Source organism: Puniceicoccus vermicola, from assembly GCF_014230055.1.
Lineage (GTDB): Bacteria > Verrucomicrobiota > Verrucomicrobiia > Opitutales > Puniceicoccaceae > Puniceicoccus > Puniceicoccus vermicola.
Map to the genome: position 1 here is coordinate 1 of NZ_JACHVA010000083.1, position 26,600 is coordinate 26,600.

Genomic DNA, 26,600 nt, shown 5'->3' on the forward strand with positions numbered 1-26,600 from the left:
ACTCGCTCATCACTTCACGGGCCTTTGCCGTGAGATTGCTCCCGAGATTACCCGCAACAGCGGACTCCTGGCGATCCTGCGAACCCGACCCGGGCGCCTCTCGCAAAAACAGATCCGACGCCGTCAGGAACTCTTCGACAAGCACCCAACCCTCGAGCCCCTCTATCTCAAACGATGGCAAATCCACTCCCTTCTCTGCCAGAAGTCCTGCACAGCAAAGAAGTGTCGATCAAATGCCAAAGAGCTCTATCGACATATCGAAGAACTACAACAACAGGGCTTTGCACAACTCAAAACCCTCGCCAAGACCCTCCAACAATGGATCGAGCCCATCGCCACCATGTGGCGATTTACCAAAAACAATGCCATCACCGAAGGCTTCCACAGAAAAATGAAACTCATCCAAAGAAGAGCCTTCGGCTTCAGAAACTTTGAAAATTACCGACTGCGCGTCCTCGCTCAGTGCCAATGAACACACACAATAATCCTAAAGAAAAATAATCACAAATTATGCCCGGTCCCCAAACTTTGGAGTAGACCCGGATTGACGCTGCGCGGGTAGACCCCGCTACGCTCCTCGGGTACGAACCTGCGGTTCTCATCCGGGTTTGATAATTTTCGCTTCGCGAAGGCCGCCGGATGGCGGAGAGGGAGGGATTGACGCTGCGCGGGTCGTCGTCGCTACGCTCCTCGGGTACGAACCTTCGGTCCGAATCGTTGTTGTTAAATTATCGCTTCGCGATGGCCGCCTTTGGCGGAGAGGGAGGGATTCGAACCCTCGGTACCGTTTCCGGTACACATCCTTTCCAGGGATGCACAATCGGCCGCTCTGTCACCTCTCCTTGGCCAAAACGATGAACTTCTCCATTATCTGGGGGAGAAGCAATAAAAATTTCGGGAGATTTTTATCCCTTGATTCTGGAAATCAACTCAAGCCCCGCTCTTTGAAGCCGCGGGAGACGTCGACGTATTTCAACGCCCATTTGGCCAAATACTCCTGATTCTCGGGAGGGAGGGTTTTGACGACCTTCCCAGGAGTGCCGAGAACCATGGAGTTCGGCGGCACGACCATGCCCTGAGTGACGAGAGCGTGAGCGCCGATGATGCAGCCCGGGCCGACCTTCGCGCCGTCCAAGACCGTCGCATTCATGCCGATCAGGCAGTCATCGCCGATCTCGCAGGCGTGCACGATGGCACCATGGCCCACGGTCACCCGCTTGCCGAGGTAGGCCCCGAACTCGTCCGCCAGGTGGACGATCGCCCCGTCCTGAATGTTCGAATCGTCCCCGATCCGAATCTCATTGATATCCCCGCGGATCACGGCCGAGGGCCAGACGCTACAGCGCTCTCCGAGGACGACGTCCCCGTAGATGCTGGCGGTGCCGGCTACCCAGCAACTATCCGGGATGACCGGGGTTTTGTCTAAATGGCGTGCGAGTCGTTCCGATACTGTCATTGAATTCAACCGATCCGCTTCCGGATCTCTTCGCGGACCTTGTTCATGTCCGCACCGAACTTGCGAATGCCTTCGCTGAGTTTTTCGGTAGCCATGGGTTCTTCGTTGAGCATCCAGCGGAAAGTCTCTTCATCGACTTCGATCTTTTCGATCGGTTCGTTGAGTGAGGCCTCTTCGGAGAGCTTCTGCTCCACTTTCTCGTCGGAGTCCTTCAACTTTTCGAGGAGATCCGGGGAGATGGTGAGCAGGTCACAACCGGCAAGCTGGAGAATTTCCCCCGTGTTGCGGAAGCTGGCGCCCATCACTTCGGTTTCGTAACCGAACTTCTTATAATATGTGTAAATTTCCTGCACGCTCTTCACGCCCGGATCTTCTTCGGGGCTGAAGTCCTTGCCCTCGGCGGCCTTGTACCAGTCGAGGATGCGTCCGACAAAGGGGGAGATCAGCTGCGCTCCGGCATCGGCAGCGGCGATGGCCTGGGCCAACGAAAAGAGGAGCGTCATGTTGCAGTGGATGCCTTCCTTCTGGAGATGACGGGCGGCTTCGATACCTTCCCAAGTGGAAGCGAGCTTGATGAGAATCCGGTCGCGGCTGATGCCATTGGATTCATAAAGGCGGATCAATTCCTTCGCCTTCTCGATGCTGCCGGTCACGTTGAAGGAAAGACGAGCGTCCACCTCGGTCGAAACCCGGCCGGGGACGATCTTCAAAATCTCCATTCCGAAACGCACGAGGAGGTGATCGATGACCGCTTCCACGTCCGGACCATTTCCGTTTTGCTCTTCGGCGGCATCCTTGATCGCTTCTTCGACCACCGAATCGTATTCGGGCTTACCAATCGCTTTGAGGATCAGGCTGGGATTCGTCGTCGCATCCTGGGGCTCATAAGCCTGAATGGTTTGAAAATCGCCGGTATCGGCAACAACGGTGGTGAATTGCTTGAGCTGTTCGAGAGAGTTCATGAATGCTTAGCATGGAGTGACCTCCGCAGGTTGACAACACTGGAGAGCGGAAAATCGGAATTTGAAACGTTTCCTCCACAGTTGCCCTGGATGCGGGAGAAGTTCAGGGTAATTCGGTGTATCAACAAGAGGCCCTCAAAAAACTGACGTATCGCTATGACCTGATTCGGGGAGCGTTTGGCGGCATCCTCGAAGTCGGCGCGCTTTCCTTCGGACTTCTCGCGGCGATTCGCTACTTCGACGCGCCGGATATGGTCAAGGGGCTCCTCAGCGCCGGGATCGCCTTCGGGCTCTTCTTCGCCCCTTTTGGGCAATTGGTCTTCGCCCGCACCCGCCTTTCGGCGAGCCGATCCGGGGCTCTCTGTTTTTTCGCAGCCGCCGTGGGCTATGCGGTCGCCTCCCAAGCCAGCGAGCTTTGGATCTTCACCCTCACCTTTCTCGGGGCCAACGCCCTGCTGGCCCAGATCCCCAGCCTTTTCGTCGCGGTTTACGCCAAGAACTACAGTCACCGGGACCGGGGACGACTGGTCTCCAACACCTTTATCGTCGCGGCCATCGTCGGGGCGATTCTCAGCTACTTTGGCGGGGAATATCTCGACTACCACCCCGAATCCTTTGGATCCATTTTCCTCCTCATGGCGGGGGCGGCTCTGGTCTGCTCCCTCGCGGTTCTCCGGATTCCGAGCGAACCGATTCAGATCCGCAGCCCTAAGCGGTGGGGCAATTATTCGCTGATCGGCGAGGACCCAATTTTCGCGAAAATGCTCTTCGCCTGGATGATCCTCGGCTTCGCCAACCTTTCCCTTCTCCCGCTGCGTGTCGAGATTCTGGCCAATCCCAAATACGGCTTCGACCTGCCGAACAGCCAGGTCATTTTCATCACCGTCGTCCTCTTCGCGCTCGCCCGCATCGTGGGTCTCAAGGTTTTCGGCCTCATCTTCGAGCGGATGAACTTCCTCGCCTACCGTATCCTCATCAACGGACTCCTCTTCCTGGCCATTCTCTGCTACTTCAACTTCTCCTCGGTCTGGAGCGTTGGGCTGGGCTCGGTCTTCTTCGGACTCGGAATGGGCGGCGGTAACCTTGCCTGGAACCTCTGGGTCACCCGCATCGCCCCCGACGACCGGGTCTCCGAATACATGAGCGTGCACATGAGCCTCACTGGGATGCGCGGCGTCCTCTCGCCGATCCTCGCCTATTCACTCCTCCCCATCGCTAGCCCGCAGACTCTGAGCTGGTTCAGCCTCAGCCTTCTGACGCTCTCGGGCCTGATGTTTTTCAGCCTCCTGCGCAAACCGGAGATCGCCGCAATCTTTTCCGGCCGGGACGTCCGGGCGTAGTAGCGGCTAGCCGGACCGATGCGGTCCGAAGTCATTTAATCGCACGGATGCCACTCGTTTGGACGGTATCTCAAAAAACTGCAGCCGGCAACAATGAGTCGGCCCCTCCGTGATGGCAGGCCATTGGCCTCTGAGCGGACAATCACCCTTGAGAAGTATCTCTAACTTTTCGAATACCCAGTATTAGTATTGATCTCAGGAGTAAATCGGAGGAGAAAGGTTGCCTCTTTTTGTCAAACATCAGAATACTAGAAAAATGAGCAAAAAACCCATCCGCGTCGCAGTCACTGGAGCCGCCGGTCAAATCGGCTACTCCCTTCTCTTTCGGATCGCTTCCGGTAGCATGTTTGGCCCCGACCAACCGGTCGCGCTGAACCTCATCGAAATCGAACCAGCCATGGGCGCCCTCGAAGGTGTCATGATGGAGCTCGACGACTGCGCCTTTCCCCTACTCGCCGACGTGCGCGGCTCTTGCGACCTCAACGAAGGTTTCAAGGACGTAAACTGGGCTCTCCTCGTGGGCAGCGTTCCCCGGAAAGCCGGCATGGAACGCGGAGATCTCCTCAACATCAACGGGAAGATCTTCACCGGACAAGGCCAGGCAATTGAGAAAAACGCCGCCTCCGACGTTCGCACCGTAGTCGTGGGGAACCCCTGCAACACGAACTGCCTCATCGCCATGAACAACGCGAAGAGCATTCCGCAGGACCGCTGGTTCGCCATGACCCGCCTCGACGAGAACCGGGCGATCACCCAGCTCGCTTCGAAGGCCGGCGTCCACTCCACCGAGGTCACCAACATGACCATCTGGGGCAACCACTCCGCTACCCAGTATCCGGATTTCTACAACGCGAAGATCGGCGGCAAGCCAGCCGCTGAAGTCATCAATGACGAAGGCTGGCTCAAGGACACCTTTATCCCCGTCGTCCAACAACGCGGCGCCGCCATCATTAAGGCTCGCGGATCTTCCTCAGCTGCATCGGCAGCCAACGCCGTCGTGGACACCGTCCGCTCCTTGACCACGCCGACCGCTCCGGGTAACTGGAACAGCGTCGCCGTCTGCTCGAAGGGTGAATACGACACGAAGCCCGGCCTCATCACCTCCCTTCCGATCGTCTCCGACGGAACAAACTGGAGCGTGGCCGAGAACGTGCCCGTGAACGAATTCAGCCGTGCCAAGATCGACGCTTCCGTGGACGAACTCGCCACCGAACACGATCTCGTCAAGGGCCTCCTCTAAGAGACAGGCACCTGCCAACCCAACATTTCATCTATGCATAGCTGGCAGGAAAACCGCTTCTATGGCGATTTTGACCGGGAAACTCTTCCGGGGGGCAAACGTCCCCCGGAAGACCACCGGTCCCCTTTCGCCATCGACCGCGACCGCGTGGTCTTTTCGTACGCCTTTCGGCGTCTTCAATCGAAGACTCAGGTCTTCCAGTCCGGCGAGTTCGACTTTTATCGCACCCGCCTGACCCACTCTATGGAAGTGGCCCGTATCGGTCGCTCCATCTGCGATTATCTCACCTACAGCTCCCCGGTTCTCCAGAAGGACTTCTTCCTCGATCAGGACCTGACCGAAGGGATCTGTCTCTCCCACGATTTGGGTCATCCACCCTTCGGCCACATCGGCGAGCGCAAGCTGAATGAACTGATGTCCGGCTTTGGTGGATTTGAAGGCAATGGCCAGACCCTCCGCATTTTGACCCGCCTCATTTACGCCCGCGAAAAGGGCAGCGAAGGAATGAACCCGACCCGGGCCTTCCTCGACGGGGTTCTTAAATACAAGCAGCTCTATCGAGAGCGCTTCCGTGAATCCGGCACCCATCCGGAAAACCATTTCATCTACGACGACCAGGAACAGGTCCGCGATTTCGCCCTAGGCTCCGGCCTCGTTCCCGGTGAACTCGACTCCTTCCCGAATCTGAACAAGGTGCGCAGCATCGAGTGTCAGGTTATGGATTGGGCCGACGATGCCGCCTACTCTCTCAACGACATTGTCGATGGGATCGAAGCGCGTTACATCACCCAGCACACCGTCGACAAGTGGGCGGAAAAAGTCGACGACCTCTCCGAAAGTGATTTCAAGCTTCTGGACGAACTCAAGCGTTCGATCCGGGAAGGCTATTACGAGCGCAAGTTCGGATCGAAGGTTGGTGCCTTCATCAACGCAACCCGCATTGTTGAATCCGAAGGCCCCTTCTCTGACCGGACGAATCGTTACCGGTTCCGCCTCGACATCGACCCCGCCTCCCGCCGCGAAGCCAACCTTTACAAGCGGATCGCGAACGACCTCATTTTCCAATCGACGACCATCCAGCAAATCGAGTTCAAGGGAAGCCGGCTCCTCGGCGATCTCTTCGAAGCGGTTATGGACAACTACTCGGCGAAGACCACTGGACGCTGCCTCAAGCTGGTCTCGGACCACGAGCATGAACTCTTCCGCAACGCTGGAGGAGACGCCGAACGCGCCCGCCTCGTCTCTGACTTCCTCTCAGGACTGACCGACGGTCAAGCCGTGCGCTACTACAAGAAGTGGTTCGACCCGGACTTCGCCTCGATTCTGGATATTAACTGAGCAGGGACACTCACCCCGAATCCAAAGTAGTGCGAAGGCTTAAGCCTTGGTCTCGACGGCGGAGAGCCACATGCGGCGCTGCCTAAAGGCGAGCGCTCCGGTGAATTGCCTGACGACAAGTGCGTGGTTGAGAGCCACACGCGACGCAGCCTGAAGGCATGCGCTCCAGAGAGACTTAACGCTTCCGGCCGGAAAAGGCCTTGATCGCCTCCTCCAGCCCGAAGACGACCAGAGCCTCGTTTTCCTGAAAGACGTGGTCGGGACTGGGGATTCCGAGCATCTCGTGATCCTTATCCGGCACCGGGCGTTTGACGGTGACGAGATTAATCCCGTATTTCCCCCGCAGATCGGCCTCGGAGAGTTTTTTCCCCACGAAAAATGGAGGCACCTCCAATTCGACAATGGAAAATTCTTCGGTCAGGGAGAAGTGACGCGTCGCACCGCGAATGCCCATGCGTTTGGCAAGCTGGCTCGCCGCCAAGGCCTCGGCCTGGACGATATGCTCCACCTTCATCAGGCGCAGGATTCGCTCGTGCATCGGGCTCAGGACCCGGCAGTAGAGTTTCCCGATTCCCATTTCCTGAAGAATCCCGGTGATCTCGAGCGAAGTGGCCAGATTCTCCCCCGTCGTCACGCAGACTCCATCCAAGTCGTGGAGCGAGAGCTGCTCCATGGCTTTGGAGTCGGTGGCGTCCGCGATGACCGCGTGGGCCACTTGATCCCGGATGGCGTCGATCTGACGTTCGAGGATGTCGACCGCGATGACTTCATGACCTTCCGAGGCCAGTTCGATTGCGAGGTGGTAGCCAAATTGGCCGAGTCCGATGACAGCAAATTTCATGGTCATTCAATGATGATGCGTTCACGAGGATAGCGCAGGCAAACCGGTTGCGGCTTCACCAGCAGCATGGAGAAGAAGAAATTGAGGACCCCGATGCGTCCGACAAACATAGTGAGGATGATGACAAACTTCGAGAGACCGGTCAATTCGCCCGTGAGCCCGCGGGAAAGTCCCACCGTGGCGAAGGCGCTCACGCACTCAAAGAGAGTGTCCATCATCGTCAGCTCCGGCTGAAGGAAGAGAATTAGAGTTGTGGCAAAGAAGACCCAGAGAATCGAAATCAGCACGACCGCAAAGGCTCGATTCGTCACAATATCTTCGATACGCCGACCAAACATCTGCACATCACGCCGCCCGAGAAGGATCCGCCCAAGATTGAGGATCGCCATGGCAAAGGTCGTGGTCTTGATGCCTCCGGCGATCCCACCCGGACTACCGCCGATGAACATGAGGAGGATCATGATCGCAGTCGACGAGGCAGGAAGAGCGCTCATGTCGCTGATATTGAACCCAGCCGTCCGGGCTGTGATCGAATTGAACAAGGCCTCCCAGGCACCCCCAGTCGGGTCACTCGGAGAGCGGGCGCCCCCGCCGGCCCACAGGAGCAAGGCACCGCCGCCGATCAGCAAAAGAGTGAGCATGAGGACCAGCCGGGTATGCAGGGTGATCATATGCCCGCGACGGTGACGCTCGGAAGGACGCATCATTCGGCGCAAGAGCCGAATGACCTCGAGCAGGACCGGGAACCCAATCCCGCCCAAAACGATCAACGCCATAAGAATAGCTTGGACATCGAGCGCGTAGACGGCCCTCTCGTCGGCAAGCCCATCGGAAAAGGTGGAGAATCCCGCGTTGCAGAACGCCGAGATGGAGTGAAAAACCGAGTCCCACAAAGCCCCTTCACCCCCGCCCAGTGCGGGACCCCAGAGAAAATACAACCCGATCGCCCCAAGAATCTCGAAGCCAACGGTCAGACCGACGATCGTAATCAAGGTCGTCGAAAGCGTTCGCATATTTTCCACGCTCAAAAGATCCCCGAGGAAGACGCGACTGCTCACGCTAAAGCCTTGCCCCGAGAGAACGGCAAGAAAGAAGGTCAGGGTCACAAACCCGAAGGCTCCGAGCTGAATGAGTAGGAGAATGATCCCCTGCCCCAGCGGAGTGAAGGCCGTCGCCGTATCGACCACGATCAGGCCCGTCACACACACCGCACTGGTGCTCGTAAAGAGGGCATCGACCCAAGAGACCGAATCGACGGTCGCATTCGGCATTTTCAGCAGGGCCGTCCCCATTCCAATGAGAAGGAGGAAAGTCGAGACGAGAACCAGTCCTGGACTCGCTCGGCTGAGAAAACTGTTCTCAAACACCGGAATCCAGTCACTGAACCGACTCATCAAGGCCAGAATTTGTTGCAGGGCCGCCAGCGCGATGAGCCAAGTATGAAACTGCCCCCCCTCGGCCTGTCCGGAAAGAAGACTCCCGATCGAGTTCTCGAAGATGGCACTCAGCAAGATGATCAGCGCGAATCCGAGCCCGAAGACATAACCCCGCCAGCTCTGCCAATGCGGTCCCTCAATCAGGATCCATCGCAACCAAACCGCAGCTCCATAGACCCCGGCGACGATCCGGGAAACAGCGATGAGAAGCGTTTCCGAATCCGCAGAAAGCGGCCAGCCGATTAGGGCCAGAATCAATCCGACTCCCACCAGAGGAAGGAAAGTCAAAACCGCCCCAAAACCACGATCGAGAGGCGATCCGGACGCCCGTCGGGTCCACCTTTTCGTCGGAACAGCTTGGGGCTCCTCGAGATCTGGATCAGTTGCGTTCAATGTGGTCCTCAAAACCGAAACGATTCCAGATCCAGGTCAACCGAATAACCGACCATAGCCGTACCATCCCGTTCTTCTCGTCCATATTGTGACCATTGGCCGGACCTACGCCCGCGGATGGGCTTGCCGGTAAACCTCCTGCAAACGGCCGATACTCGTATGGGTGTAGATCTGGGTCGTGGAAAGACTGGCATGGCCCAGAAGCTCCTGGACACTGCGGATGTCGGCCCCGCCGTCGAGAAGGTGGGTCGCAAACGAGTGACGCAACTTGTGAGGAGACAAATCCTGCGGAAGCTCGGCGAGAGCGAGGTATTTTTTCATCCGGAGCTGCAGCCACCTCGTCGAAACGCCTTTGCCCGAGGCATGGATGACTACGGGCCCAGAGCGTGCTCCCTCACGATGGCTGAGGTGCAGGTGCTGTTTCACACAGTGAGAAGCGACTTTACCGATGGGGACAATTCGTTCCTTATTCCCCTTTCCCAAAACCCGAATTAACCCGCGGCCCAGTTCCAGTTTACCAACATCGGCCCCCACGAGTTCACTGATACGCAGCCCCGCTCCGTAGAGAAGCTCCAGTGCAGCCCGATCCCGCCAGGCCTCGAAATCGGAAATCGACTCCTCCTTGAGCAAGCGCATCGGCCCCTCGAGAAAGAGCCGGATCTGGGTCTCGGTCAGGAATCGGGGCAAATTTTTCTCCAGCTTGGGGAGCGACAGTGAGGAAAACGGATTGCGGGGCACCGCCTGCCGCTCACGGTGATAGCGATAAAAGGCCCGAATTCCGGCCACCCGATTGTGCAACGTGCGACGCGAATAGGAGCGCTGTAGTTCAATCGCGTAGCTGCGGGCCGTCCGGGGTTCGACTTCACTCCAGGATTTCGACTCGCCCAACCATTCGAGATATCGCCCGACCGCCAGCCGATAATTGCGGATCGTCGCTGGCGACATCCGCCGCTCCCCAGCCAAATGAGACAGAAAGGACTCCAGTTCCGGGATCTTCTTTTCTGCCAGTTCTTCGCTCATGTTTTCGCTTATCATCCAGAATGCATGGCCGGTGTCGATTTGAGATTTTGCTCCGGAAGAAACGGCTCTCGCCGTTCCTCTCCAATGTGAAGGAAACGCGGAACCGAAGGGCGATCGCCATTTCGAGTGTCCACTGTAGAACTCCTACTCCACCAACCAACGAGGAAGAAACGGCTCTCGCCGTTCCTCTACAATGCGAAAGAAAGGTGGAACGGAAGGGCGATCGCCATTTCGAGTGTCCGCTGCAGAACTCCTACCCCACCAACCAACGAGGAAGAAACGGCTCTCGCCGTTCCTCTCCAATGTGAAGGAAACGCGGAACCGAAGGGCGATCGCCATTTCGAGTGCTCACTGCAGAATTCCTGACCCGCCAGCCAACGATGAAGAAACGGCTCTCGCCGTTCCTCTACAATGTGAAGGAAACGCGGAACCGAAGGGCGATCGCCATTTCGAGTGTCCGCTGTAGAACTCCTGCGGCGCCAGCCAACGAGGAAGAAACGGCTCTCGCCGTTCCTCTCCAATGCGAAGGAAAGGTGGAGCGGAATGGCGATCGCCATTTCGAGTGCTCACTGCAGAACTCCTACCCCGCCAACCAACGAGGAAGAAACGGCTCTCGCCGTTCCTCTCCAATGCGAAGGGAAAGGTGAAGCGGAATGGCGATCGCCATTTCGAGTGCCCACTGTAGAACTCCTACCCCACCAACCAACGAGGAAGAAACGGCTCTCGCCGTTCCTCTCCAATGCGAAAGAAAGGTGGAGCGGAATGGCGATCGCCATTTCGAGTGTCCACTGTAGAACTCCTACTCCACCAACCAACGAGGAAGAAACGGCTCTCGCCGTTCCTCTACAATGCGAAAGAAAGGTGGAACGGAAGGGCGATCGCCCTTTCGAGATGCCATCGTTCTTCTATTTGGGGTTGAATGCCCAACCCGCGACGGTACGGTGAGAGGTATGACTATGCCTATTCTCCTCAACGGCGCTCGTGGGCGCATGGGACAAGCGATTGCGGCGGTGGCCGAAGAAGAAGGTTGCCGCATCGTTGCCGAGTGCGACATCGGCTCCAACCCCGTCGAACATCTTCCCAATTGCGGCGTAGTGGTCGATTTCAGCTCGCATGAGAGCACTCCCGACCTGGCGGAAGAGTGCGCCGCGCAGGGCAAGCCTTTGGTCATCGGGACGACCGGACATACTCCGGAAGAGACGGAGCGGATCAAGGCCTGCGCCGAGAAGATTCCGATGGTCTGGGCCGGAAATTATTCGATTGGGGTGAATTTGCTCATCCATTTGACCCGTCAGGCAGCCAAGCTCCTCCCGGAGAGCTATCACCCGGAAATCGTCGAAATGCACCACCGCCACAAGAAGGACGCTCCCAGCGGAACGGCGGAAAACCTGCTGGAGGCCGTTCTCGAAGGACGCCAGTGGGAACCGGAAGCCGCCTTGCGCAGCCGCTCGGGCCTGACCGGAGAGCGCCCGGACCAAGAGGTCGGCGTGCATGCTCTGCGCGGCGGCAGCGTCGTCGGCGAGCACACGGTGGTCTTCGCCGGCCCATCCGAGCGCATCGAGTTTTCCCACAGCGCCGGAGACCGTTCCATTTTTGCCCGGGGCGCCCTGACGGCCGCCAAATGGGTCGCTGGCAAGAAGCCCGGCATCTACCGCATGGGCGAAGTGCTCGGTCTGACCGACGGCACTGAAGACTGATCGATTTTTCCTCCAGCCCTTCGCCACTCCTTGGCGAAGGGCAACTCCCCACCTCCCTACCCCAAGAAAGACCATTCATCCATGATCCGTGTTCTCTTTGTTTGCATGGGAAATATCTGCCGGTCGCCTGCGGCCGAGGGGATTTTCCGCAAAAACGTCCATGATGCCGAGATGGGCGACGAAATCACCTGTGACTCTGCCGGCACGATCGATTTTCATGCTGGCGATCCCGCCGACTCGCGTATGCGTCGGGCCGCGCGCACGCGCGGGTATGAGCTCAGCAGCATTGCCCGCGGCTTCCGAGTCGAAGACTTTGACCGCTTCGACTGGATCGTCACCATGGACGATGAAAATTATCGCAACATCCAGGCCCTGGCTCCGGACGAGAATGCCCGCAACCAGGTCCGCCGATTCTGCGACTGGGTGAGTCTCCCCAACGTCACAGAAGTTCCGGACCCCTACTACGGCGGGGACAAAGGTTTCGAGAATGTCCTCGATATTCTCGAAAACGGATCGAAATCGCTTCTCACTTGGGTAACGAACAACGATGGAGTCTCTGGCTGAATTTCTGGAGGATCTCCTCGGTCATCCGATCGAGATCCTATCCTCCGAGCCCGTCGGGGGAGGCTGTATTCACGACAGCCGCCGCCTGAAGACTTCCGGCGATACCTTTTTCCTCAAACAATCTTCGTGGGGAGACCGCGCACTCTTGGAGACGGAAGCCGCCGGCCTCACCGCACTGGCCCGAACCAAGACAGTACGAACTCCGGCCCTCGTCGGGAGCGGCAAAGTGGGCCAGCAGTTCGTCCTCCTCCTTGAATGGATGGATCTGGGTCCCCTCGAAAACCGTTCCGGCGCGATCCTTGGCGAACAATTGGCCGCCCTCCATCGAGCGGGCGGAAGCGAGACCTTCGGCTGGGAACAGGACAATTTTATCGGAGCGACGCCTCAGCCAAATGCTCCCAACACCTCTTGGCCGGAGTTTTTCCGCGAACGCCGTCTTCTTCCGCAAATCTCTCTGGCTCAAAAACAAGGCCATTCCCTACCGGATGCCGAGCCGCTCCTCTCCGGCATCGAATCTTTTTTCCCCGACGGAGCGGAACCTATCCCCGCTCCTCTCCACGGGGACCTCTGGGGAGGAAATGCGGGCAGCGATGGGGCGGGCAACCCAGTCCTCTTCGATCCAGCCTTTTATTTCGGAGATCCGGAAACCGATCTCGCCTTTTCCCATTTCTTCGGTGGATTCCCGACCTCGTTTTACCGTTCCTATCAGGAACAAATTTCGGAACGTCCAGGCTGGAAAACCCGGCAACCCCTGTACAACCTCTATCACGTGCTTAACCACCTGAACCTTTTCGGCTCGAGCTACCAGACCGGAGCCGTCCGGATGATCGAAGAACTCAACGCCGCTGCAAAAGGCGCTTCCTGACTCCCGATGCGACTCCGTCCGACCTTGGCCTATTTCCTTCGTTATTTCCCGATCTTTCTGCTGATCGGGATCCTCTCTCCCCTGTCCGCTCAGTTCGAGGATCTGGAGGACTTCCCTCTCGACGAGAACCCCATTGAGGAGCGGGCAGAAGCTCTCCGCAATTTGGAAGGCGGCGTCCGGGCCGTCCGCACCGGTCTCTCCGGTCTCGGGATCGAACTCCTCCTCCCTCTCACGAAGAATGAGCTTCTCACCCCGGAGGAGCAAAACGAAGCCTCGCTCAATCTCCTCACCGCACTCATTCAGATGGACCGCCCCGGAGTGGTGATCCAACTCCTGCGCGACAGCGGGGACACCGATAGCCCTTCGATCCGACTCCGCTGGGCGATGGCGGACTTCCTTCTCGGGAATTCTGTGCAGACCCGCAATCGCTTGCGAACAATCTCGCCCGACCAGCTAACCCCTCAGGATCTTCCCTGGTACTATTTCATGCTGGGTCTCCTCGCGGATCGCCAGAACGACCTCGCCCGCGCGAACGAGTATTTTGGCCTCGCGAACCGTTCGACCCAGTCGCCGTTTCTTCTGGATACCTTCGACTCGATCCGAGCCCGGCTCGACATCCTTCGTGGCCAAGTGGATGAGGCCACGGTCATCTCCCTGAAGAACCAGTACGAATCGGCGGTCGCCCTGCCGATGCGCCTCCAACTCGCCCGGGAGTACGCTCTCGTGCTCATGGGGCTGGGCCGCACCGAAGAGGCCATCACTTTCCTCGAAGAATTCGCCAACACCACGGAAGCGGATGATTCGACCATCGCCGACGAAATCCTCCTTCCCCTCGCCGTATTCCGAGGACTCTCTACCCCCGAAGGAAAAGCGACCCTCTGGGAAATCCTCCGCACGGGGAATGATCGGGACAACCTGCGGATCGCCCTCAACCTGCTTCTCCGCGACATCGGCGAGGCCAAGCCGAGTCAGGCCAGCACTATGGCCGCTATCATCGACTCCCGTCAGGACCATCCGATCCGCGACCGACTTCTCTTTGCCCGCGCCGAACTCCTCTCCCGCCTCGGGAACCAAGCGGAGGCGATGGAGCTCGTGGAAGAACTCCTCAAGGAATATCCCGGCTCGCAAATCCGTCAGGCAGCCCGCCTCTCCTCCGCATTCCTCGCTTGGCAGCAAGACCCACCCCAATACCGCACCGCTGCCGCCCGCTTGCTGGAAGTGATTCCCCAGCTGCCCAAGGACGAGCGACCTTTCTACCTGCAGCTCGTTGGTGATCTGTATTTCCAAAATGGCGACTACTCCTCAGCCACCTTCGCCTACCGCCAAGCTTGGAACCTCGAGCCGACGGAGGGGACCGCCTTCCAGTATACCCTCGCCATGCTCGAGACCGGGCTCACCCGCCAAGTGCTCGACTGGAGAAACGAGAACATCGTGGATAACCCGGTCATCAGCGCCGAGGTTCGCTGGCGGATCGATTGGAATCTCGCCCGCACCATGATTCGCGATGGCCTGACCGATGAGGCCTTGGTCGAGATACGCAGTGTCCTCTCCCAGGAAGACCTGCCCTTGAGCACGCGCCACAATTTTGCCTGGCTCGAAGCCTATACCCTCTCCTTGCTCGGTCGCGATGCCGACGCCCTTGCCGAGATCGATTCTCTGCTGGCAACCCTATCGAAACCGGCCACAGCCGAGAGCGCTCCGATTGATGGTCAGGCCGTAGACTCCATCCTCGCCCAGACCCTCCTTCTCAAAGGGGAAATCCTCTTCAAAAACGGGGAAACCGAGCGCGGCACCGAGGTCATGAACGACCTACGCTCCCGCTTCCCCAATCGCCGAGCCGCCGTCCTAAGCTACCTCTTCGAAGCCCGCTATTTCGCTGGCCGGGATCTGACGGGCCAAGCGCAGCAGCGGCTCGTCAACCTGGCAGACCGCTTCCCCGACAGCGACTACGCCCCGCTCGCCCTATTTGAGGCCGCGATCATCGCCGAATCCCGCGGCACCCCGGAGTCCGTCAGCGAGTCCATTCGCTTCCTGGAGAGCATCGTCAACCGCTTCCCCAACCACCAATTGGCGATCCACGCCCGACTCAAGGAAGGCGAAATCCTCCGCTCGGTCGGCGACTTCAGCAGCGCACGTCTCCTCTTCCAGAATACGGCGAATCGCTACTCCAACCATCCACTCCACTACCTGGCCGATATCGGCAGCGCGGAGACCATCCTCGCGAATCCTGACGCCTCGAACGAGGACCTCCTCGACGCGGCAGCGGCCCTGGCCAAAGTGGGCAGCGTGCCCGAGATCCCGAGTGCGGTTCTCCTCGAGAGCCAACTCAAACGAGCCGAAGCACTCCGGCGAGCCGGCGAGCTCGAACAAGCCCGTGACTCTCTTTGGCAGAGTGTCTCTCCCCTCCTCGATCAACGCGATCCAGACAACGCCTCCCTCGCCTTCTGGCTTTCAAAATCCCTCCTCGAACTCTCCTCTTGGAGTGATGCCGACGGCATGCCCAACGAAGCCACCCGCTTCCTTGAGATCATCGACAACCAGAACCTTCCCGGCCGTAACATCGCCCGGGCAAAACTCCGTGCCCGCGAACTTCGTGCCTCCGAATCCTGAGATCCTCTTTTCCCAACCATGGAATTCCTAAACTTCACGCTCTTCCAACAAGGTGGCCCCGTTATGTGGCCGCTCCTGATCATTAGTGTCTTCGGCTTCATCTTCTTCGTCGAGCGCACCCTTTTTCTCCATCAGGGTCAGATCCAAGTCCGCACCTTCGTGGATGGGATCCAAAACCTCCTGCGCAAAGGCCGTCTCGCCGAGGCGCTTGCGGTGTGTGAAGAGACACCGGGGCCGATCCCCAACGTCGTCAAAGCCGCACTGCTCAACTACGACGCGCCGATTAGCCGCATCCGTGGGGCGATCCAATCCGCAGCCCTCATTGAGATTCCGATCCTCGAGCGCCGGATCGGGACCATTGCCGCAATCGCCCGTATCGCTCCCATCCTCGGACTTCTCGGCACCATCCTCGCCGGATACGACGCCTTTTTCATCTTTCAAAATGAGGGTGCCTACGCCAACCCCTCCGACTTTGCGGGGGCGATCTCGCAAGCACTTCTGACCACCATCGCCGGCCTGGCCATTGCCGCAATGGCCCACCTTGCCCATCATTTTCTCCACGGTCGTTTGCGAGCCGTCGTCCACGACATGGAGTCGGTCGGGCACGACCTGCTTCAGTGGATTGAGAACATGAAAAACACGCCGCCCGAAGAGTCACCTGAACGCGAGGAGAAGGCATGAAGTCCTACGAATCGGATTCCGAGCGGAACCTCGACTCCACGAACCTCCTCACCAGTCCATTCGGCCTGGCCGAGCGCTTGAGCCCGCCCCGCTTCCGAGTCGATACCATCGCCTTTGCGGATCTGGCCCTCATCTGCCTGATCACTCTTCTCCTCTGCCAGAGTTTTATCTTCAGCCCTGGGGTCACCGTTGACCTACCAGTTCTCCAGAGCAGCGAGAGCGTCATCGGGGTCCAGGCGGATGCGGTGGCCACGGTCTGGGACGGAAAGATCGTGACGAACCTCGGGTCTTATCCGCTGGAACGGATGGATACCGCCTTTCGTGACCTGATGGACAACACCAAGAAGGAAGAAGGGACTCTGCTTCTCCTCAGCAATCGGACCACTCCTTTCGAATCGATCGCCGAGATCTTCGAAAGTGCCCGACAGGCCGGCTTTGTCCAAGTGCAGATGGCCGCCAAAACCCAATCCACTGCTCCTTAAATCCGAGCATGGTCAGGAAAAAGAACAAGCTTTTCCCCAAGCCCACCCTGATCGCGGTGCTGGCCGCCTTGCTCGGGCTCGCTCTCCATGCCGCCGTTTTCTTCTTAATCGAAATTAAAGTAAAAACCCCGGAGGAGGTCACCGAGAGCGGTGAACAGCTTACCTACCTAGGGCGGGCCGATCCGGAGACCGTCGCCCTCATCGACCCCCTCACCCTTCTTGTCGAATCGGGACGCCAGCGACCGGGTCCCGGTCTTGAGGATTTTCGGGCGCTCTCCATCTCTCGCGAGATCAGTAGCTTCCCACCATTCTTCCTCATTGAGAACAACCGGGACTGGTCGTCGTGGATCCCCCAGCAGACCAATCAGGAAAACCCTGGCGTCTGGCTCCTAGAGCAGTCGAAAAGCTCGCTCCAGAATTTCGGTCGCGAGGGCCTGGCCGACCTCCAACTACCCGCCGATCGGATGACCCTCCGCGTGCTGGACCTCTTGGAAGGAGACACCTCCTACCTATCCCTCCCCCTCCCCGAAGCCATTCAGGAAACCTCTCAGGGAGCCACCTTCCTCAACCCGGCTACCTTCCTTCTCGACCGCACCCACTACTGGAGCCGCCCGCCAGCACTCCTCGTCGAGTCCAGCGGCGATGTTACGGTCGACCGCGCAATTCGTAAAATTCTCTCCAGCACTAAAAACGGGATCCCGCGTCAGGATGGCTATTCTCTCGTGACCTACTACCTTCCGCCTCCGTCCTCCCAGCCTTCACCATGAGCCTTCATTTAATCGACAGCCATTGCCACCCTCCGGAGGAATCCGGCGAGACGGAACTCTCCACGCCAGAATGGCTTCAGCGGTCCCAAGAAGCCGGAGTCCGGGAGTGCATTGCGATCGGCACCGACCTCGACGACTGGAGCCGCTATCAAGGCTTGGCCAAACGCTTTCCAGGGATCGTCCACTGGACCGCCGGCCTCCACCCCTGTCATGTCGAAGAAAACTACGAAGAGGTCCTCGCTCAACTGCCTCCGCTTCTCCGTCGCGACCAAGCAGTCCCCCCATGCGCACTCGGCGAAATCGGACTCGATTTCACCCGGCTCCCCAAAGACAGGAAAGAGGTGCGGATGGCCAGCCAGCGCAACGCCTTCGTCCAGCAGCTGGAGATGGCGAAAGAACACGACCTCCCCGTGGTCATTCATTCGCGCGGAACCGTCTCAGAAAGCTTGGAAATTCTTTCCGAGACGAAATTCCCGTGCGAGCGCGCCATCTTCCACTGTTTCTCCGAGGGCGAAGAAACTCTCGAAACCATTCGCGCTACCGGAGCCCGTTGCTCGTTCACGGGCATCATCACTTTCAAGAATGCCCGGGAAGTCCGCGAAGCTCTCGAAGCCAATGGACTCGAGAACCTTATCCTCGAAACCGACAGTCCCTACCTCTCGCCCGAACCCTACCGGGGCAAGAAAAACGAGCCGGCACGGGTCGCCCGCCTCGCCGAGTATTGTGCAGAATTCTTCGCAACGACTCCCGAAAAGATCGCTGAGATCAGCCGACGCAACACCCGGGACTTCTTCCGGCTTCCCCCATCCGAATAGGGGCTGCCGTTCGTCCCCAGCGGCGCAAAGCTGACCGACCGTCCACCCGGGACCGATTCGTGAGCCTGGGAGGAAGGTTTGAGGGAAGGATTTGGTGATCTTGAATGACTTCGTCACCTCACCGGGGATCCGCATCGGCCATGATTGATAAGTCCTATTAATACAAATCAGTGAATAGGATTCAAAATTCAATCACCACGTCGGACCAAAATCGAAAATTCGAAGGGAATAAATTTTCATAGGACATTCATATCCAAAATCTTACAAATTCACACTAATCCCTCTCGCCCACTTTGAGTCAAAATCCGGCAAGAAAAGTGTCAAATTATTCTTGCCGAGCTTCCTTTCTGAGAACATGTCTCATAACCCTATGAAGCTGAAATCGAGTCTCAATATTATCGGAGCCGCCAGTCTGGCGATTCCGGCTGCCCTCTCCGCGCAAGCGGTCGACGAAATCGAGGAGTTGGAAAAGGGTTCTCCCCTCGCATTCCTCAACGAAATGGAAACGGACGCCTCCGCAACTTTTGGTTGGGACAGCATCTACCTCGCAGAAGGTCGTGACGACCTCGGTGACGGCGGACTGGTCTACTCAGAATTTACTGGCTCAGCGGGCCCAGTCGCCCTCGGCACTTGGTATGCAGACGCTACCGATGTCGACTACAACGAATGGAACCTTTTTGGTGAGATTGCCTTCGAATTGACCGAAGGTCTGGAAGCCTATGTTGGCTACACCTACCTGGCCTTTTTCGAGGACGGCGAAAAGTCGGACGACAGCGAAGTTGGCGTTGGCGTTTCGTACGCGATCACCGACTACCTGGAAGCCAGTGCCGACTACGTCTACTCCTTCGAAGCGGAAGGTTCCTTTGTGGAAGTCGCTATCGCGGCGCCCTATGAAATTTCTGAAGGATTTTCGGTCGCTCCCTACGCTCTCCTCGGAATTGACTTCGGTTACCGTACCGAAGAATACGACGGTTGGAACCACCTCCAAGTCGGCCTCGATGCGGAATACCTGATCAGCGAGCGCTTCGCTGTCGGTGGATATGCCGCTTACGCCTTTGCGTTGCGTGATATCGAGAAGGAAGAGGACACCACCGGACAAGAGATCGGTGACCAGCCTGCCTTCGGCGTTTACGCCTCGGTCGGATTCTAATCCCTGCGACCCAATTTACCACTGAGCCCCCTTGCCGATGGCAAGGGGGCCGTCAGGGTAAAGCCCAGACTCCCTGACTTTCTCGAAAAACAAACATCCACACCATGAAACTCTCTCTCACCAAAATCTCGCTCCTTCTGGCCTTCGCGACTCCCGCGATGGCTGACCAGCCCTCTGAAGAGCTGAAGAAAAGCGTCGTCGAAAACTACGCAGACATCGTCCACGCCAATTACGCGGACTCTCTCGCCTCCGCGGAACTCCTCCAAGGAGCCATCGCCAATCTGGCCGAGAATCCAACCGAAGAATCTCTTTCCCAAGCCAAAGCACTATGGCTTTTCGCCCGTAACTCCTACGGAGAATCTGAAGTCTACCGTTTCTACGAAGGTCCCATTGACTCCGAAGAAGACGGTCCCGAAGGCCTTCTCAACGCATGGCCGATGGACGAATCTTACATCGACTCAGTAGAAGGCCTGCCCGAGAGCGGAATCATTCACAACGAATCCGACTTTCCGGAAATCACCCCCGAACTTCTCGCCGAATTGAACGAGAAAGATGGGGAAACGAACATCAGCTCCGGCTGGCACGCGATTGAGTTCCTCCTCTGGGGACAGGACTTTACCGACGGCGGAGCGGGCGAACGTCCCCTGAGCGACTTCACCTCCGACGATTTTGCGGGTCGCCGCCTCGCTTACCTTCAAGCCGCCGCCGATCTCCTGGTCCAACACCTATCGGACCTCGAAGCCGCTTGGCAGCCCGACGCCGACAACTACCGCGCCGAATTCATCGCAGCACCCGCTGACGAATCCATCCGCAACATCCTTCAAGGAATTGGAATGATGAGTGGTTTCGAGCTTTCCGGTGAACGCATTCTCGTGGCCTTGGAAACTCAGGCGCAAGAAGACGAGCACTCCTGCTTTAGCGACAACACCCACAAAGACGTTCTCGCGAACGCCCAAGGTGCGCTCAACGTCTATGAAGGCCGTTACTTCAGCCGACTCGATCGCTCTCTCACAGATGGTCCTGGCATCCGCGACCTCGCGGCCGCAATGGATCCCGAAGTCGCTGAAGAAATCGGAGCTCAGATCGAGACTTCCGTGGCCCTCGCCGCAACCGTTCCCGCTCCTTTCGACCAAGCGATCCTCCAAGAGAACGGACGCGCGTCTCTCCAAATCTTGGTCGATTCTCTCTTCACCCAAGCCGCGATGATTCAAGAGCTGGCTTCCGAAATGGGCCTCTCGATCGCGATTGTAGAATAGCCTAGCACATTGACCATATCAGTAATCCCCCTCGAATAAAGGGGGATTGGTTGAACAGCCATCCCTTCCTCGTGATTGAGGAAGGGATGATCTGTTTACCCATCATTTCAAAATTCTCCATGAATTCTCTCCGCACCAAAATCCTATTCGTCCCCATCGCGAGTCTCGGACTGTTGCTACTCGGTGCCGTGAACCGGGAATCTCTTCCCAATTCTGTCGAAGTATTTGAATATGATACCAGCCCCGATAGTGGTGGGGAAACCACGCGTTTCGAGCAGGGACGCGACGCCTTCAATCGCCCCACCCCCAATCTCACCCTCAAGAACCGTACCTCCTTTTTTGTCGGCAACTCATTCTTTAAGCAGAACTGGATCGCCGCCCCAGGCTCCGCAGTCGCCCGCGACGGTGTCGGCCCCTATTTCAACGCCCGCTCCTGCACTGGCTGCCACACCTTCGATTCCCGTGGACGCATGCCGGAAAATGCCGAAGAGGCTCCCATCGCCTTGCTGATCCGCATTAGCCGGGGAATCGATCCCGAAACGGGAGCCCCCATTCCGGATCCCCAATACGGGCTTCAGCTACAAAATTTCTCGCTCCCCGGCCTCCAGCCCGAGGTCAACATTTCGCTCGATTGGGAAACCATCGAAGGCACCTACCCCGACGGCACTCCCTACACCCTGCAGAAACCCATTCTGACCTATTCGGAATGGAAGGACGGGCCTCCCGAAGAAGGCCTGCTCACCGGACCGCGCCTAGCCCCTCAAATTCCCGGAGTCGGCCTCCTCGAAGCGATTTCCGCCGAAACTCTTCATTCCTTCGCCGATCCAGACGATAGCGATGGAGACGGCATTTCGGGCAAACTCTCCATCGTCGGAACCGATTCCGAAGGCGACCCGTTGATCGGACGCTTTGGTTGGAAGGCCGAGCAGCCGACCGTGCGCCATCAAAGTGCCGCCGCCTTCCTCGGAGATATGGGGCTCTCGACCTCTCTCTTCACCGACGACCACGATCAGGCACCCTACGACCGTGAACGCTATCCGACTGGTGGAGAGCCTGAAGTGGAAGACAAGATCCTCGACCACGTCAGTCGCTATACCATGCTCCTCGGCGTTCCCGGTCGCCGAAATACGGAAGACTTGGAAGTCCGCCGCGGACAACGTCTGTTCCATGAAATCGGATGCGCCTCCTGTCACATTCCGAAAATGGAAACGGGAGAAGTCGAGGGGATCCCGGAAGTGTCTCATCAAACGATTCGGCCCTACACCGACCTGCTTCTCCACGACATGGGCGAAGGCCTTTCGGACGAGCGTCCCATCTTCAACGCCTCCGGCCGCGAATGGCGCACTCCTCCTCTCTGGGGGATCGGCACCCTCGACACCGTCTACGGAGAAACAGCCTACCTCCACGACGGCCGCGCCTCCACCATGGAAGAAGCCATCCTCTGGCACGGCGGAGAAGCCGAGCAGAGCAAGGAAGACTTCACCCATCTCTCCGCCGAAGACCGCCAAGCCGTGATCGCGTTTCTCGAGTCGTTGTAGGATCCCAACAGATCAACTCAGGTAGCGCGCCATGGCCCATGGCGCACCCCAGTGGGTATAAAGCAATCGACTCTGATCCCCATACATTCGCAGAATGCGGGTTGGGCCAACCCGCGCTACCTTTGGCGGCACGACGTTCGGCACACAGGCTGGAAGCCCCTTTTTCCAGACGACAACCAGTTCAATCGAGCGACCCTGAGATGGGGGCAGCTGAAGCTACTCCCCGTAGCCGCTCAGCTTTAGCTGCGCGGTCCTGCGGTTTCGGAAGGTCTTGCTCGGGTGCCGTTCGGAAAATACGCGATGGGGGCAGCTGAAGCTACTCCCCTACTTCCCGTAGCCGCTCAGCTTTAGCTGCGCGGTCCTGCGGTTTCGAGAGGTCTTGCTCAGGTGCCGTTCGGAAAATACGCGATGGGGCAGCTGAAGCTGCTCCCCTACTTCTCTGCCTATTTACATCACCGCGATTCCGTCAATGGTCAGCTAGGTAACCCACAATGGCGCACCTCGGTGAGTATAAAGCGATCAACTCTGATCCTTCTTAAATTCGCAGAATGCGGGTTGGGCCAACCCTCGCTACCTTTGGCGGCACGACATTCGGGACACAGGCTAGCAGCCTGTAGCACTTTTACTGATCGCATAAGCCGTTCGGTTTCCGTGCGAGTGCGGATCAGACTTAAAACCGCTCAGTCAGCTTAGTTTCAAAGTTGAGCGCTTGACAGACCGCGATCGAGAGAGCTGGAAGCTCTCACTACTTTCGGTCCCGATTAGCTGAGCTATCGAGACCTCTGCCATTGGGACGCTGAAGTGACGTTCTACTACCCGTACGCTGTTCGTTCCGCCCTCCTTCACGGCGACCCGCAATTGTGCGGGCCGCCGTCCTGACCCTTCGGGAGTCTCTATGAAGCTGATGAGTCTCGTCGAAGCTTAGCGGCCAGGGGACTCGAACGTCTATGACCTCGTTCTCGTCCGAAAGGCGGAAATGACTACGGTTTACTAGAAAGTTTTCGTGCGAATTGGTTGCGATCCGGCACTTGTGCTTGGCTCCCGTGGCAAGCTCACCGCAAACCATTTGTAGAGCGCGGGCAGCACGAGGAGAGTGAGAATGGTGGAAGAGACCAATCCGCCGATGACCACGATTGCCAATGGCCGTTGTACTTCGCTCCCCGGTCCGGTTGCCAGGAGAAGCGGAACGAGCCCCAAAGCTGTGGTGCCCGCGGTCATGAGGACCGGACGCACCCGAAGACAGGCGGCCTTCACACTCACCACATGAATATCCATCCCCTCCCGGAAGAGTTGATTGAGATAGGTCACCAGCACCATTCCATTCCCCAAGGCGATACCGAAGAGAGCGATGAAGCCAATGCTCGAGGGAACCGACAGGTTTTCTCCGGCGATCCAAAGGGCCACAACTCCTCCCACCAATGCCAGAGGAATGTTGAGTAGAATCAACGCCGTATTCTTCAAGGAAGTAAACGAGAGATAAATTAGCAGCGCGATAAGCGCTAAGGTAATGGGCACTACCACTAGCAGTCGCTGATTGGCCTCCTTTTGCAGTTCGTACTGGCCTCCCCAAGTCACGAGATAACCGGGAGGCAGGTCGACTTCTGCATCAATGGCCTTTTGGGCCTCCTCAACAAAACTCCCGATATCCCGCCCGACAACGTTCGACTGAATCTGCAGGTATCGCTGGGTGTTCTCTCTGACGATGGAAAGAGGCCCGGTAATTTCCTCGATAAGAGCAATCTCGCCTAGGGGAATCATCGCTCCTTCAGGAGTTCGAATGATCAGCGCCCCAAGGTCTTCCACCGTATCCCGAGCATCCTTCTGGTAACGAACATAGATGTCGAAACGGCGTACCCCTTCGTAGATCTGACCTGCTTCGACACCGCCTACTGCGGCTTCGATCAACGCTTGGACCTCCGAGAGGTTAAACCCGTAGCGCGACACGGCCTCACGATCCGGACGGATGACAATCTGAGGCGCTCCGGTAATCTGGCCAGCCTGCACGTCGGCCGCTCCGTCGACCTCGCGGACGACATTCGCGATGTCCTCCCCTTTTTCCTTGAGGATATCGAGGTCGGGCCCGAATAGCTTGATCGCCAGCTGCGCTTTGGTTCCACCAATCAATTCGTCCACCGAAAGCTGAATTGGCTGGGTCATGTTGGCCTGCACGCCCGGCATCCCTTCAAGCTTCTCGCGCATCGCATTCTCGACGTCGGCTTGAGTGAAGCCATCGCGCCACTCGGACGGATCCTTGAGCACCACCATCATATGTACGGTGTTGACGGGATCCCCATGCGCTCCCACTTCCCCACGGCCGATTCTTGAGATCGCCTGTTCGATTTCCGGGATCTCCAATAATCGCCTTTCGGCAATCATCGTGTTCCGCTGAGTCTCCGCAAGGGATACCGAAGGGGCCATCGTCAAATTTGCAATGATGTCGCCCTCCATAAGTCGCGGCGTGAACTCCGAGCCAAGTTTCGGAAAGACCCATAGACCGACGAGCAGCAAAGCCGCCGCCAATCCCACTGCCAACCAGCGAAGCCGCACGAAGAACGAGACGACGGGACGATAAACGGCAACGAGCGCACGGACGACCCAGATCTCCTGAGGTTTTTCTTCCGTTTCCTTGTTTCTCCGCGAAAGATTAGGCAGGAACAACGCCGCGAATACCGGGGCCCCGAAGAGTGCGTAAATCAGCGAGCCAAACATCGCCAAAGAGACGGTGTAGGCCAGAGGGCGGAACATCTTCCCCTCGACTCCCTGCAGGGTAAAGAGAGGGATGAAGACCAGGACCACGATCAGGGTGGCAAAAGTAATCGGCTTCGCCACCTCCTGGCAGGCCCGGGCAATGATCCGAATCTTACTCTCGCTGCCTGCCGATGTTCTCATCAGGCGATCCGTATTCTCCACCATGACAATCGTCCCGTCGACCATCATCCCGATCGCGATGGCCAATCCCCCCAGGGACATCAAGTTCGCCGAGATGCCAAAGTAGTACATAGCCGTCGTGGCAATGAGCACCGAGAATGGAATCGCCAAGGCGACCACCAAGCTCGGTCGAAATCCTCCGATGAACAACAATAGCACCAGGACGACCAGAATGATCCCTTGAAGCAAAGCACTGGTGACGGTGTTCACCGCTCCTTCCACCAACGTTTTCTGTTCGTAGTAAGGGTCTATGACAATCCCCTCCGGCAAGGCTTCTTGAATCTCTCCCAACTTGTTCTCTACGGCCTCAATCACCGTCGAAGAGTTGGTGCCATAGAGCTTGATCACCATCCCGGAAACAACCTCTTCAATTCCGTTTCTTGTCTGCAGCCCTTGGCGAATCTCTCCACCGATCTCAACGTCGGCGACTTCCTCCAGATAGACCGGTGTCCCGTCCTCGTGGCTCACGATGATGCTCTTCAGATCATCCATCCCGTCGGCCAGTCCCTCGGAGCGGAGAATGAACATTTCCCCGTTTCGCTCAAGGAACTGCCCTCCGACATTTTCGTTATTCTCCTCAATCCGCTCGATCAGATCATGAAGCGATACGTTATAACGAAGAAGCGCATCGGGATCGACATTGACCTGGAACTGCTTCACGAAGCCGCCGATGCCCAGGACCTCGGTCACACCAGGCACCGTCTGCAAGTTGAACTTCACGACCCAGTCCTGCAGCGACCGTAAATCCTCCAGAGAATATTCACCCGTGGTATCGATCAGGTTGTAATAGAGCACCAGCCCCTGCCCTGTCGAAATCGGTCCCATTTCTGGTTCGCCAAAACCATCGGGGATCGCTTCTCGAGCCTCGCCGAGCCGCTCCCCCACCACTTGCCGGGCAAAGTAGATGTCCGTGCCCTCTTCAAAATAGATGCTCACCACCGAGAGCCCAAAGTTGGAGACCGATCGAATCTCGGTAACCTTGGGTAAGCCGCTCATGGAGGCCTCGACCGGGAAGGTGACAAACTTTTCCACTTCCTCCGGGCCCAATCCCGAAGTGACGGTAAAGACCTGCACGAGTGCTGGCGACACGTCCGGAAATGCATCCACCGGAAGCTTCTTATAGCTCAAATATCCCGCGCCCATCACCGCCAGGGTAAGAAGGACGACGACGAGTTTATTCCGCAGAACGGATTCAATCCAATGATTCAACATGATTGCCCC

General features: G+C 57.8%; 21 protein-coding genes and 1 tRNA gene. 15 read left to right on the forward strand and 7 right to left on the reverse strand.

What is annotated here, in order from left to right; all coding sequences use genetic code 11:
• A partial coding sequence (locus H5P30_RS10660; protein ID WP_185691582.1) for a transposase occupies window positions 1-472 on the forward strand: 472 nt, incomplete at its 5' end.
• Window positions 473-752: 280 nt separating this feature from the next.
• On the opposite strand, the gene H5P30_RS10665 is transcribed toward H5P30_RS10660, so the two are convergent.
• The 3 genes from H5P30_RS10665 to tal all read right to left on the reverse strand — a co-directional run bounded on the left by H5P30_RS10665 (window position 753) and on the right by tal (window position 2,418).
• Window positions 753-842 (reverse strand) — tRNA-Ser (locus tag H5P30_RS10665).
• An 83-nt stretch (window positions 843-925) separates the two neighbouring features.
• The gene (locus H5P30_RS10670) at window positions 926-1,456 is read right to left on the reverse strand and encodes a gamma carbonic anhydrase family protein (RefSeq protein WP_185692936.1); all 531 of its coding nucleotides are present in this window, start codon (window positions 1,454-1,456) and stop codon (window positions 926-928) included.
• A 5-nt stretch (window positions 1,457-1,461) separates the two neighbouring features.
• A complete protein-coding gene (gene tal / locus H5P30_RS10675; RefSeq protein ID WP_185692937.1) occupies window positions 1,462-2,418 on the reverse strand; it encodes a transaldolase in 957 nt (318 codons plus the stop codon).
• Between the two features lie 116 nt (window positions 2,419-2,534).
• Here tal and H5P30_RS10680 point away from each other — a divergent pair, with 116 nt between their 5' ends.
• From H5P30_RS10680 to dgt, 3 genes are all read left to right on the forward strand, one after another.
• Window positions 2,535-3,758, forward strand: a complete 1,224-nt coding sequence (locus H5P30_RS10680; RefSeq protein WP_185692938.1) for an MFS transporter — start codon at window positions 2,535-2,537, stop codon at window positions 3,756-3,758.
• Window positions 3,759-4,014: 256 nt separating this feature from the next.
• Window positions 4,015-4,998, forward strand: a complete 984-nt coding sequence (locus H5P30_RS10685) for a malate dehydrogenase (RefSeq protein ID WP_185692939.1) — start codon at window positions 4,015-4,017, stop codon at window positions 4,996-4,998.
• 33 nt (window positions 4,999-5,031) lie between these two features.
• A complete protein-coding gene (gene dgt / locus H5P30_RS10690; RefSeq protein ID WP_185692940.1) occupies window positions 5,032-6,336 on the forward strand; it encodes a dGTP triphosphohydrolase in 1,305 nt (434 codons plus the stop codon).
• Window positions 6,337-6,511: 175 nt separating this feature from the next.
• On the opposite strand, the gene H5P30_RS10695 is transcribed toward dgt, so the two are convergent.
• The 3 genes from H5P30_RS10695 to H5P30_RS10705 form a co-directional block, all read right to left on the reverse strand.
• Window positions 6,512-7,183 (reverse strand): potassium channel family protein, encoded by a 672-nt coding sequence (locus H5P30_RS10695; RefSeq protein WP_185692941.1) that lies wholly within the window; start codon window positions 7,181-7,183, stop codon window positions 6,512-6,514.
• The gene (locus tag H5P30_RS10700; protein ID WP_185692942.1) at window positions 7,180-8,901 is read right to left on the reverse strand and encodes a TrkH family potassium uptake protein; all 1,722 of its coding nucleotides are present in this window, start codon (window positions 8,899-8,901) and stop codon (window positions 7,180-7,182) included. Before H5P30_RS10700 ends, H5P30_RS10695 begins: the two co-directional genes overlap by 4 nt.
• 210 nt (window positions 8,902-9,111) lie before the next feature.
• Window positions 9,112-10,026, reverse strand: a complete 915-nt coding sequence (locus H5P30_RS10705) for a tyrosine-type recombinase/integrase (protein WP_185692943.1) — start codon at window positions 10,024-10,026, stop codon at window positions 9,112-9,114.
• Between the two features lie 950 nt (window positions 10,027-10,976).
• Between H5P30_RS10705 and dapB the strand changes: the two genes are divergently transcribed.
• The 11 genes from dapB to H5P30_RS10760 all read left to right on the forward strand — a co-directional run bounded on the left by dapB (window position 10,977) and on the right by H5P30_RS10760 (window position 22,451).
• On the forward strand, window positions 10,977-11,723 hold the full coding sequence (dapB, locus tag H5P30_RS10710) for a 4-hydroxy-tetrahydrodipicolinate reductase (protein ID WP_185692944.1): 747 nt from the start codon (window positions 10,977-10,979) through the stop codon (window positions 11,721-11,723).
• An 81-nt stretch (window positions 11,724-11,804) separates the two neighbouring features.
• Window positions 11,805-12,287: a low molecular weight protein-tyrosine-phosphatase gene (locus H5P30_RS10715; protein ID WP_185692945.1), complete on the forward strand. Its 483-nt coding sequence runs from the start codon at window positions 11,805-11,807 to the stop codon at window positions 12,285-12,287.
• Window positions 12,271-13,152 carry a fructosamine kinase family protein gene (locus tag H5P30_RS10720; protein WP_185692946.1) on the forward strand — a complete coding sequence of 294 codons (882 nt, stop codon included), beginning with the start codon at window positions 12,271-12,273 and terminating at the stop codon, window positions 13,150-13,152. The genes H5P30_RS10715 and H5P30_RS10720 overlap by 17 nt, the downstream gene beginning before the upstream one ends.
• Before the next feature lie 6 nt (window positions 13,153-13,158).
• Complete coding sequence (locus H5P30_RS10725) at window positions 13,159-15,762, forward strand: tetratricopeptide repeat protein (protein ID WP_185692947.1); 2,604 nt, start codon at window positions 13,159-13,161, stop codon at window positions 15,760-15,762.
• A gap of 18 nt (window positions 15,763-15,780) precedes the next feature.
• Window positions 15,781-16,443, forward strand: a complete 663-nt coding sequence (locus H5P30_RS10730; RefSeq protein ID WP_185692948.1) for a MotA/TolQ/ExbB proton channel family protein — start codon at window positions 15,781-15,783, stop codon at window positions 16,441-16,443.
• Window positions 16,440-16,925, forward strand: coding sequence for an ExbD/TolR family protein (locus H5P30_RS10735; RefSeq protein WP_185692949.1), 486 nt, complete (start codon window positions 16,440-16,442; stop codon window positions 16,923-16,925). Before H5P30_RS10730 ends, H5P30_RS10735 begins: the two co-directional genes overlap by 4 nt.
• Before the next feature lie 8 nt (window positions 16,926-16,933).
• The gene (locus tag H5P30_RS10740; protein WP_185692950.1) at window positions 16,934-17,692 is read left to right on the forward strand and encodes a hypothetical protein; all 759 of its coding nucleotides are present in this window, start codon (window positions 16,934-16,936) and stop codon (window positions 17,690-17,692) included.
• Window positions 17,689-18,507 carry a TatD family hydrolase gene (locus H5P30_RS10745; RefSeq protein WP_185692951.1) on the forward strand — a complete coding sequence of 273 codons (819 nt, stop codon included), beginning with the start codon at window positions 17,689-17,691 and terminating at the stop codon, window positions 18,505-18,507. Before H5P30_RS10740 ends, H5P30_RS10745 begins: the two co-directional genes overlap by 4 nt.
• Before the next feature lie 370 nt (window positions 18,508-18,877).
• Window positions 18,878-19,657 carry a porin family protein gene (locus tag H5P30_RS10750; protein WP_185692952.1) on the forward strand — a complete coding sequence of 260 codons (780 nt, stop codon included), beginning with the start codon at window positions 18,878-18,880 and terminating at the stop codon, window positions 19,655-19,657.
• Window positions 19,658-19,761: 104 nt separating this feature from the next.
• Complete coding sequence (locus H5P30_RS10755; protein WP_185692953.1) at window positions 19,762-20,913, forward strand: imelysin family protein; 1,152 nt, start codon at window positions 19,762-19,764, stop codon at window positions 20,911-20,913.
• A gap of 119 nt (window positions 20,914-21,032) precedes the next feature.
• Window positions 21,033-22,451, forward strand: coding sequence for a di-heme oxidoreductase family protein (locus H5P30_RS10760; protein WP_185692954.1), 1,419 nt, complete (start codon window positions 21,033-21,035; stop codon window positions 22,449-22,451).
• Window positions 22,452-23,441: 990 nt separating this feature from the next.
• On the opposite strand, the gene H5P30_RS10765 is transcribed toward H5P30_RS10760, so the two are convergent.
• A complete protein-coding gene (locus H5P30_RS10765; protein WP_185692955.1) occupies window positions 23,442-26,591 on the reverse strand; it encodes an efflux RND transporter permease subunit in 3,150 nt (1,049 codons plus the stop codon).
• Window positions 26,592-26,600 lie beyond the last annotated feature (9 nt).

Bases quoted from the DNA above. Each gene is read 5' to 3' on its own strand.
- H5P30_RS10670 (WP_185692936.1), bottom strand. From the start codon at position 1,456: ATGACAGTATCGGAACGACTCGCACGCCATTTAGACAAAACCCCGGTC.
- tal (WP_185692937.1), bottom strand. From the start codon at position 2,418: ATGAACTCTCTCGAACAGCTCAAGCAATTCACCACCGTTGTTGCCGAT.
- H5P30_RS10685 (WP_185692939.1), top strand. From the start codon at position 4,015: ATGAGCAAAAAACCCATCCGCGTCGCAGTCACTGGAGCCGCCGGTCAA.
- dgt (WP_185692940.1), top strand. From the start codon at position 5,032: ATGCATAGCTGGCAGGAAAACCGCTTCTATGGCGATTTTGACCGGGAA.
- H5P30_RS10695 (WP_185692941.1), bottom strand. From the start codon at position 7,183: ATGACCATGAAATTTGCTGTCATCGGACTCGGCCAATTTGGCTACCAC.
- H5P30_RS10705 (WP_185692943.1), bottom strand. From the start codon at position 10,026: ATGAGCGAAGAACTGGCAGAAAAGAAGATCCCGGAACTGGAGTCCTTT.
- dapB (WP_185692944.1), top strand. From the start codon at position 10,977: ATGACTATGCCTATTCTCCTCAACGGCGCTCGTGGGCGCATGGGACAA.
- H5P30_RS10715 (WP_185692945.1), top strand. From the start codon at position 11,805: ATGATCCGTGTTCTCTTTGTTTGCATGGGAAATATCTGCCGGTCGCCT.
- H5P30_RS10720 (WP_185692946.1), top strand. From the start codon at position 12,271: ATGGAGTCTCTGGCTGAATTTCTGGAGGATCTCCTCGGTCATCCGATC.
- H5P30_RS10725 (WP_185692947.1), top strand. From the start codon at position 13,159: ATGCGACTCCGTCCGACCTTGGCCTATTTCCTTCGTTATTTCCCGATC.
- H5P30_RS10730 (WP_185692948.1), top strand. From the start codon at position 15,781: ATGGAATTCCTAAACTTCACGCTCTTCCAACAAGGTGGCCCCGTTATG.
- H5P30_RS10735 (WP_185692949.1), top strand. From the start codon at position 16,440: ATGAAGTCCTACGAATCGGATTCCGAGCGGAACCTCGACTCCACGAAC.
- H5P30_RS10740 (WP_185692950.1), top strand. From the start codon at position 16,934: ATGGTCAGGAAAAAGAACAAGCTTTTCCCCAAGCCCACCCTGATCGCG.
- H5P30_RS10745 (WP_185692951.1), top strand. From the start codon at position 17,689: ATGAGCCTTCATTTAATCGACAGCCATTGCCACCCTCCGGAGGAATCC.
- H5P30_RS10750 (WP_185692952.1), top strand. From the start codon at position 18,878: ATGAAGCTGAAATCGAGTCTCAATATTATCGGAGCCGCCAGTCTGGCG.
- H5P30_RS10755 (WP_185692953.1), top strand. From the start codon at position 19,762: ATGAAACTCTCTCTCACCAAAATCTCGCTCCTTCTGGCCTTCGCGACT.
- H5P30_RS10760 (WP_185692954.1), top strand. From the start codon at position 21,033: ATGAATTCTCTCCGCACCAAAATCCTATTCGTCCCCATCGCGAGTCTC.
- H5P30_RS10765 (WP_185692955.1), bottom strand. From the start codon at position 26,591: ATGTTGAATCATTGGATTGAATCCGTTCTGCGGAATAAACTCGTCGTC.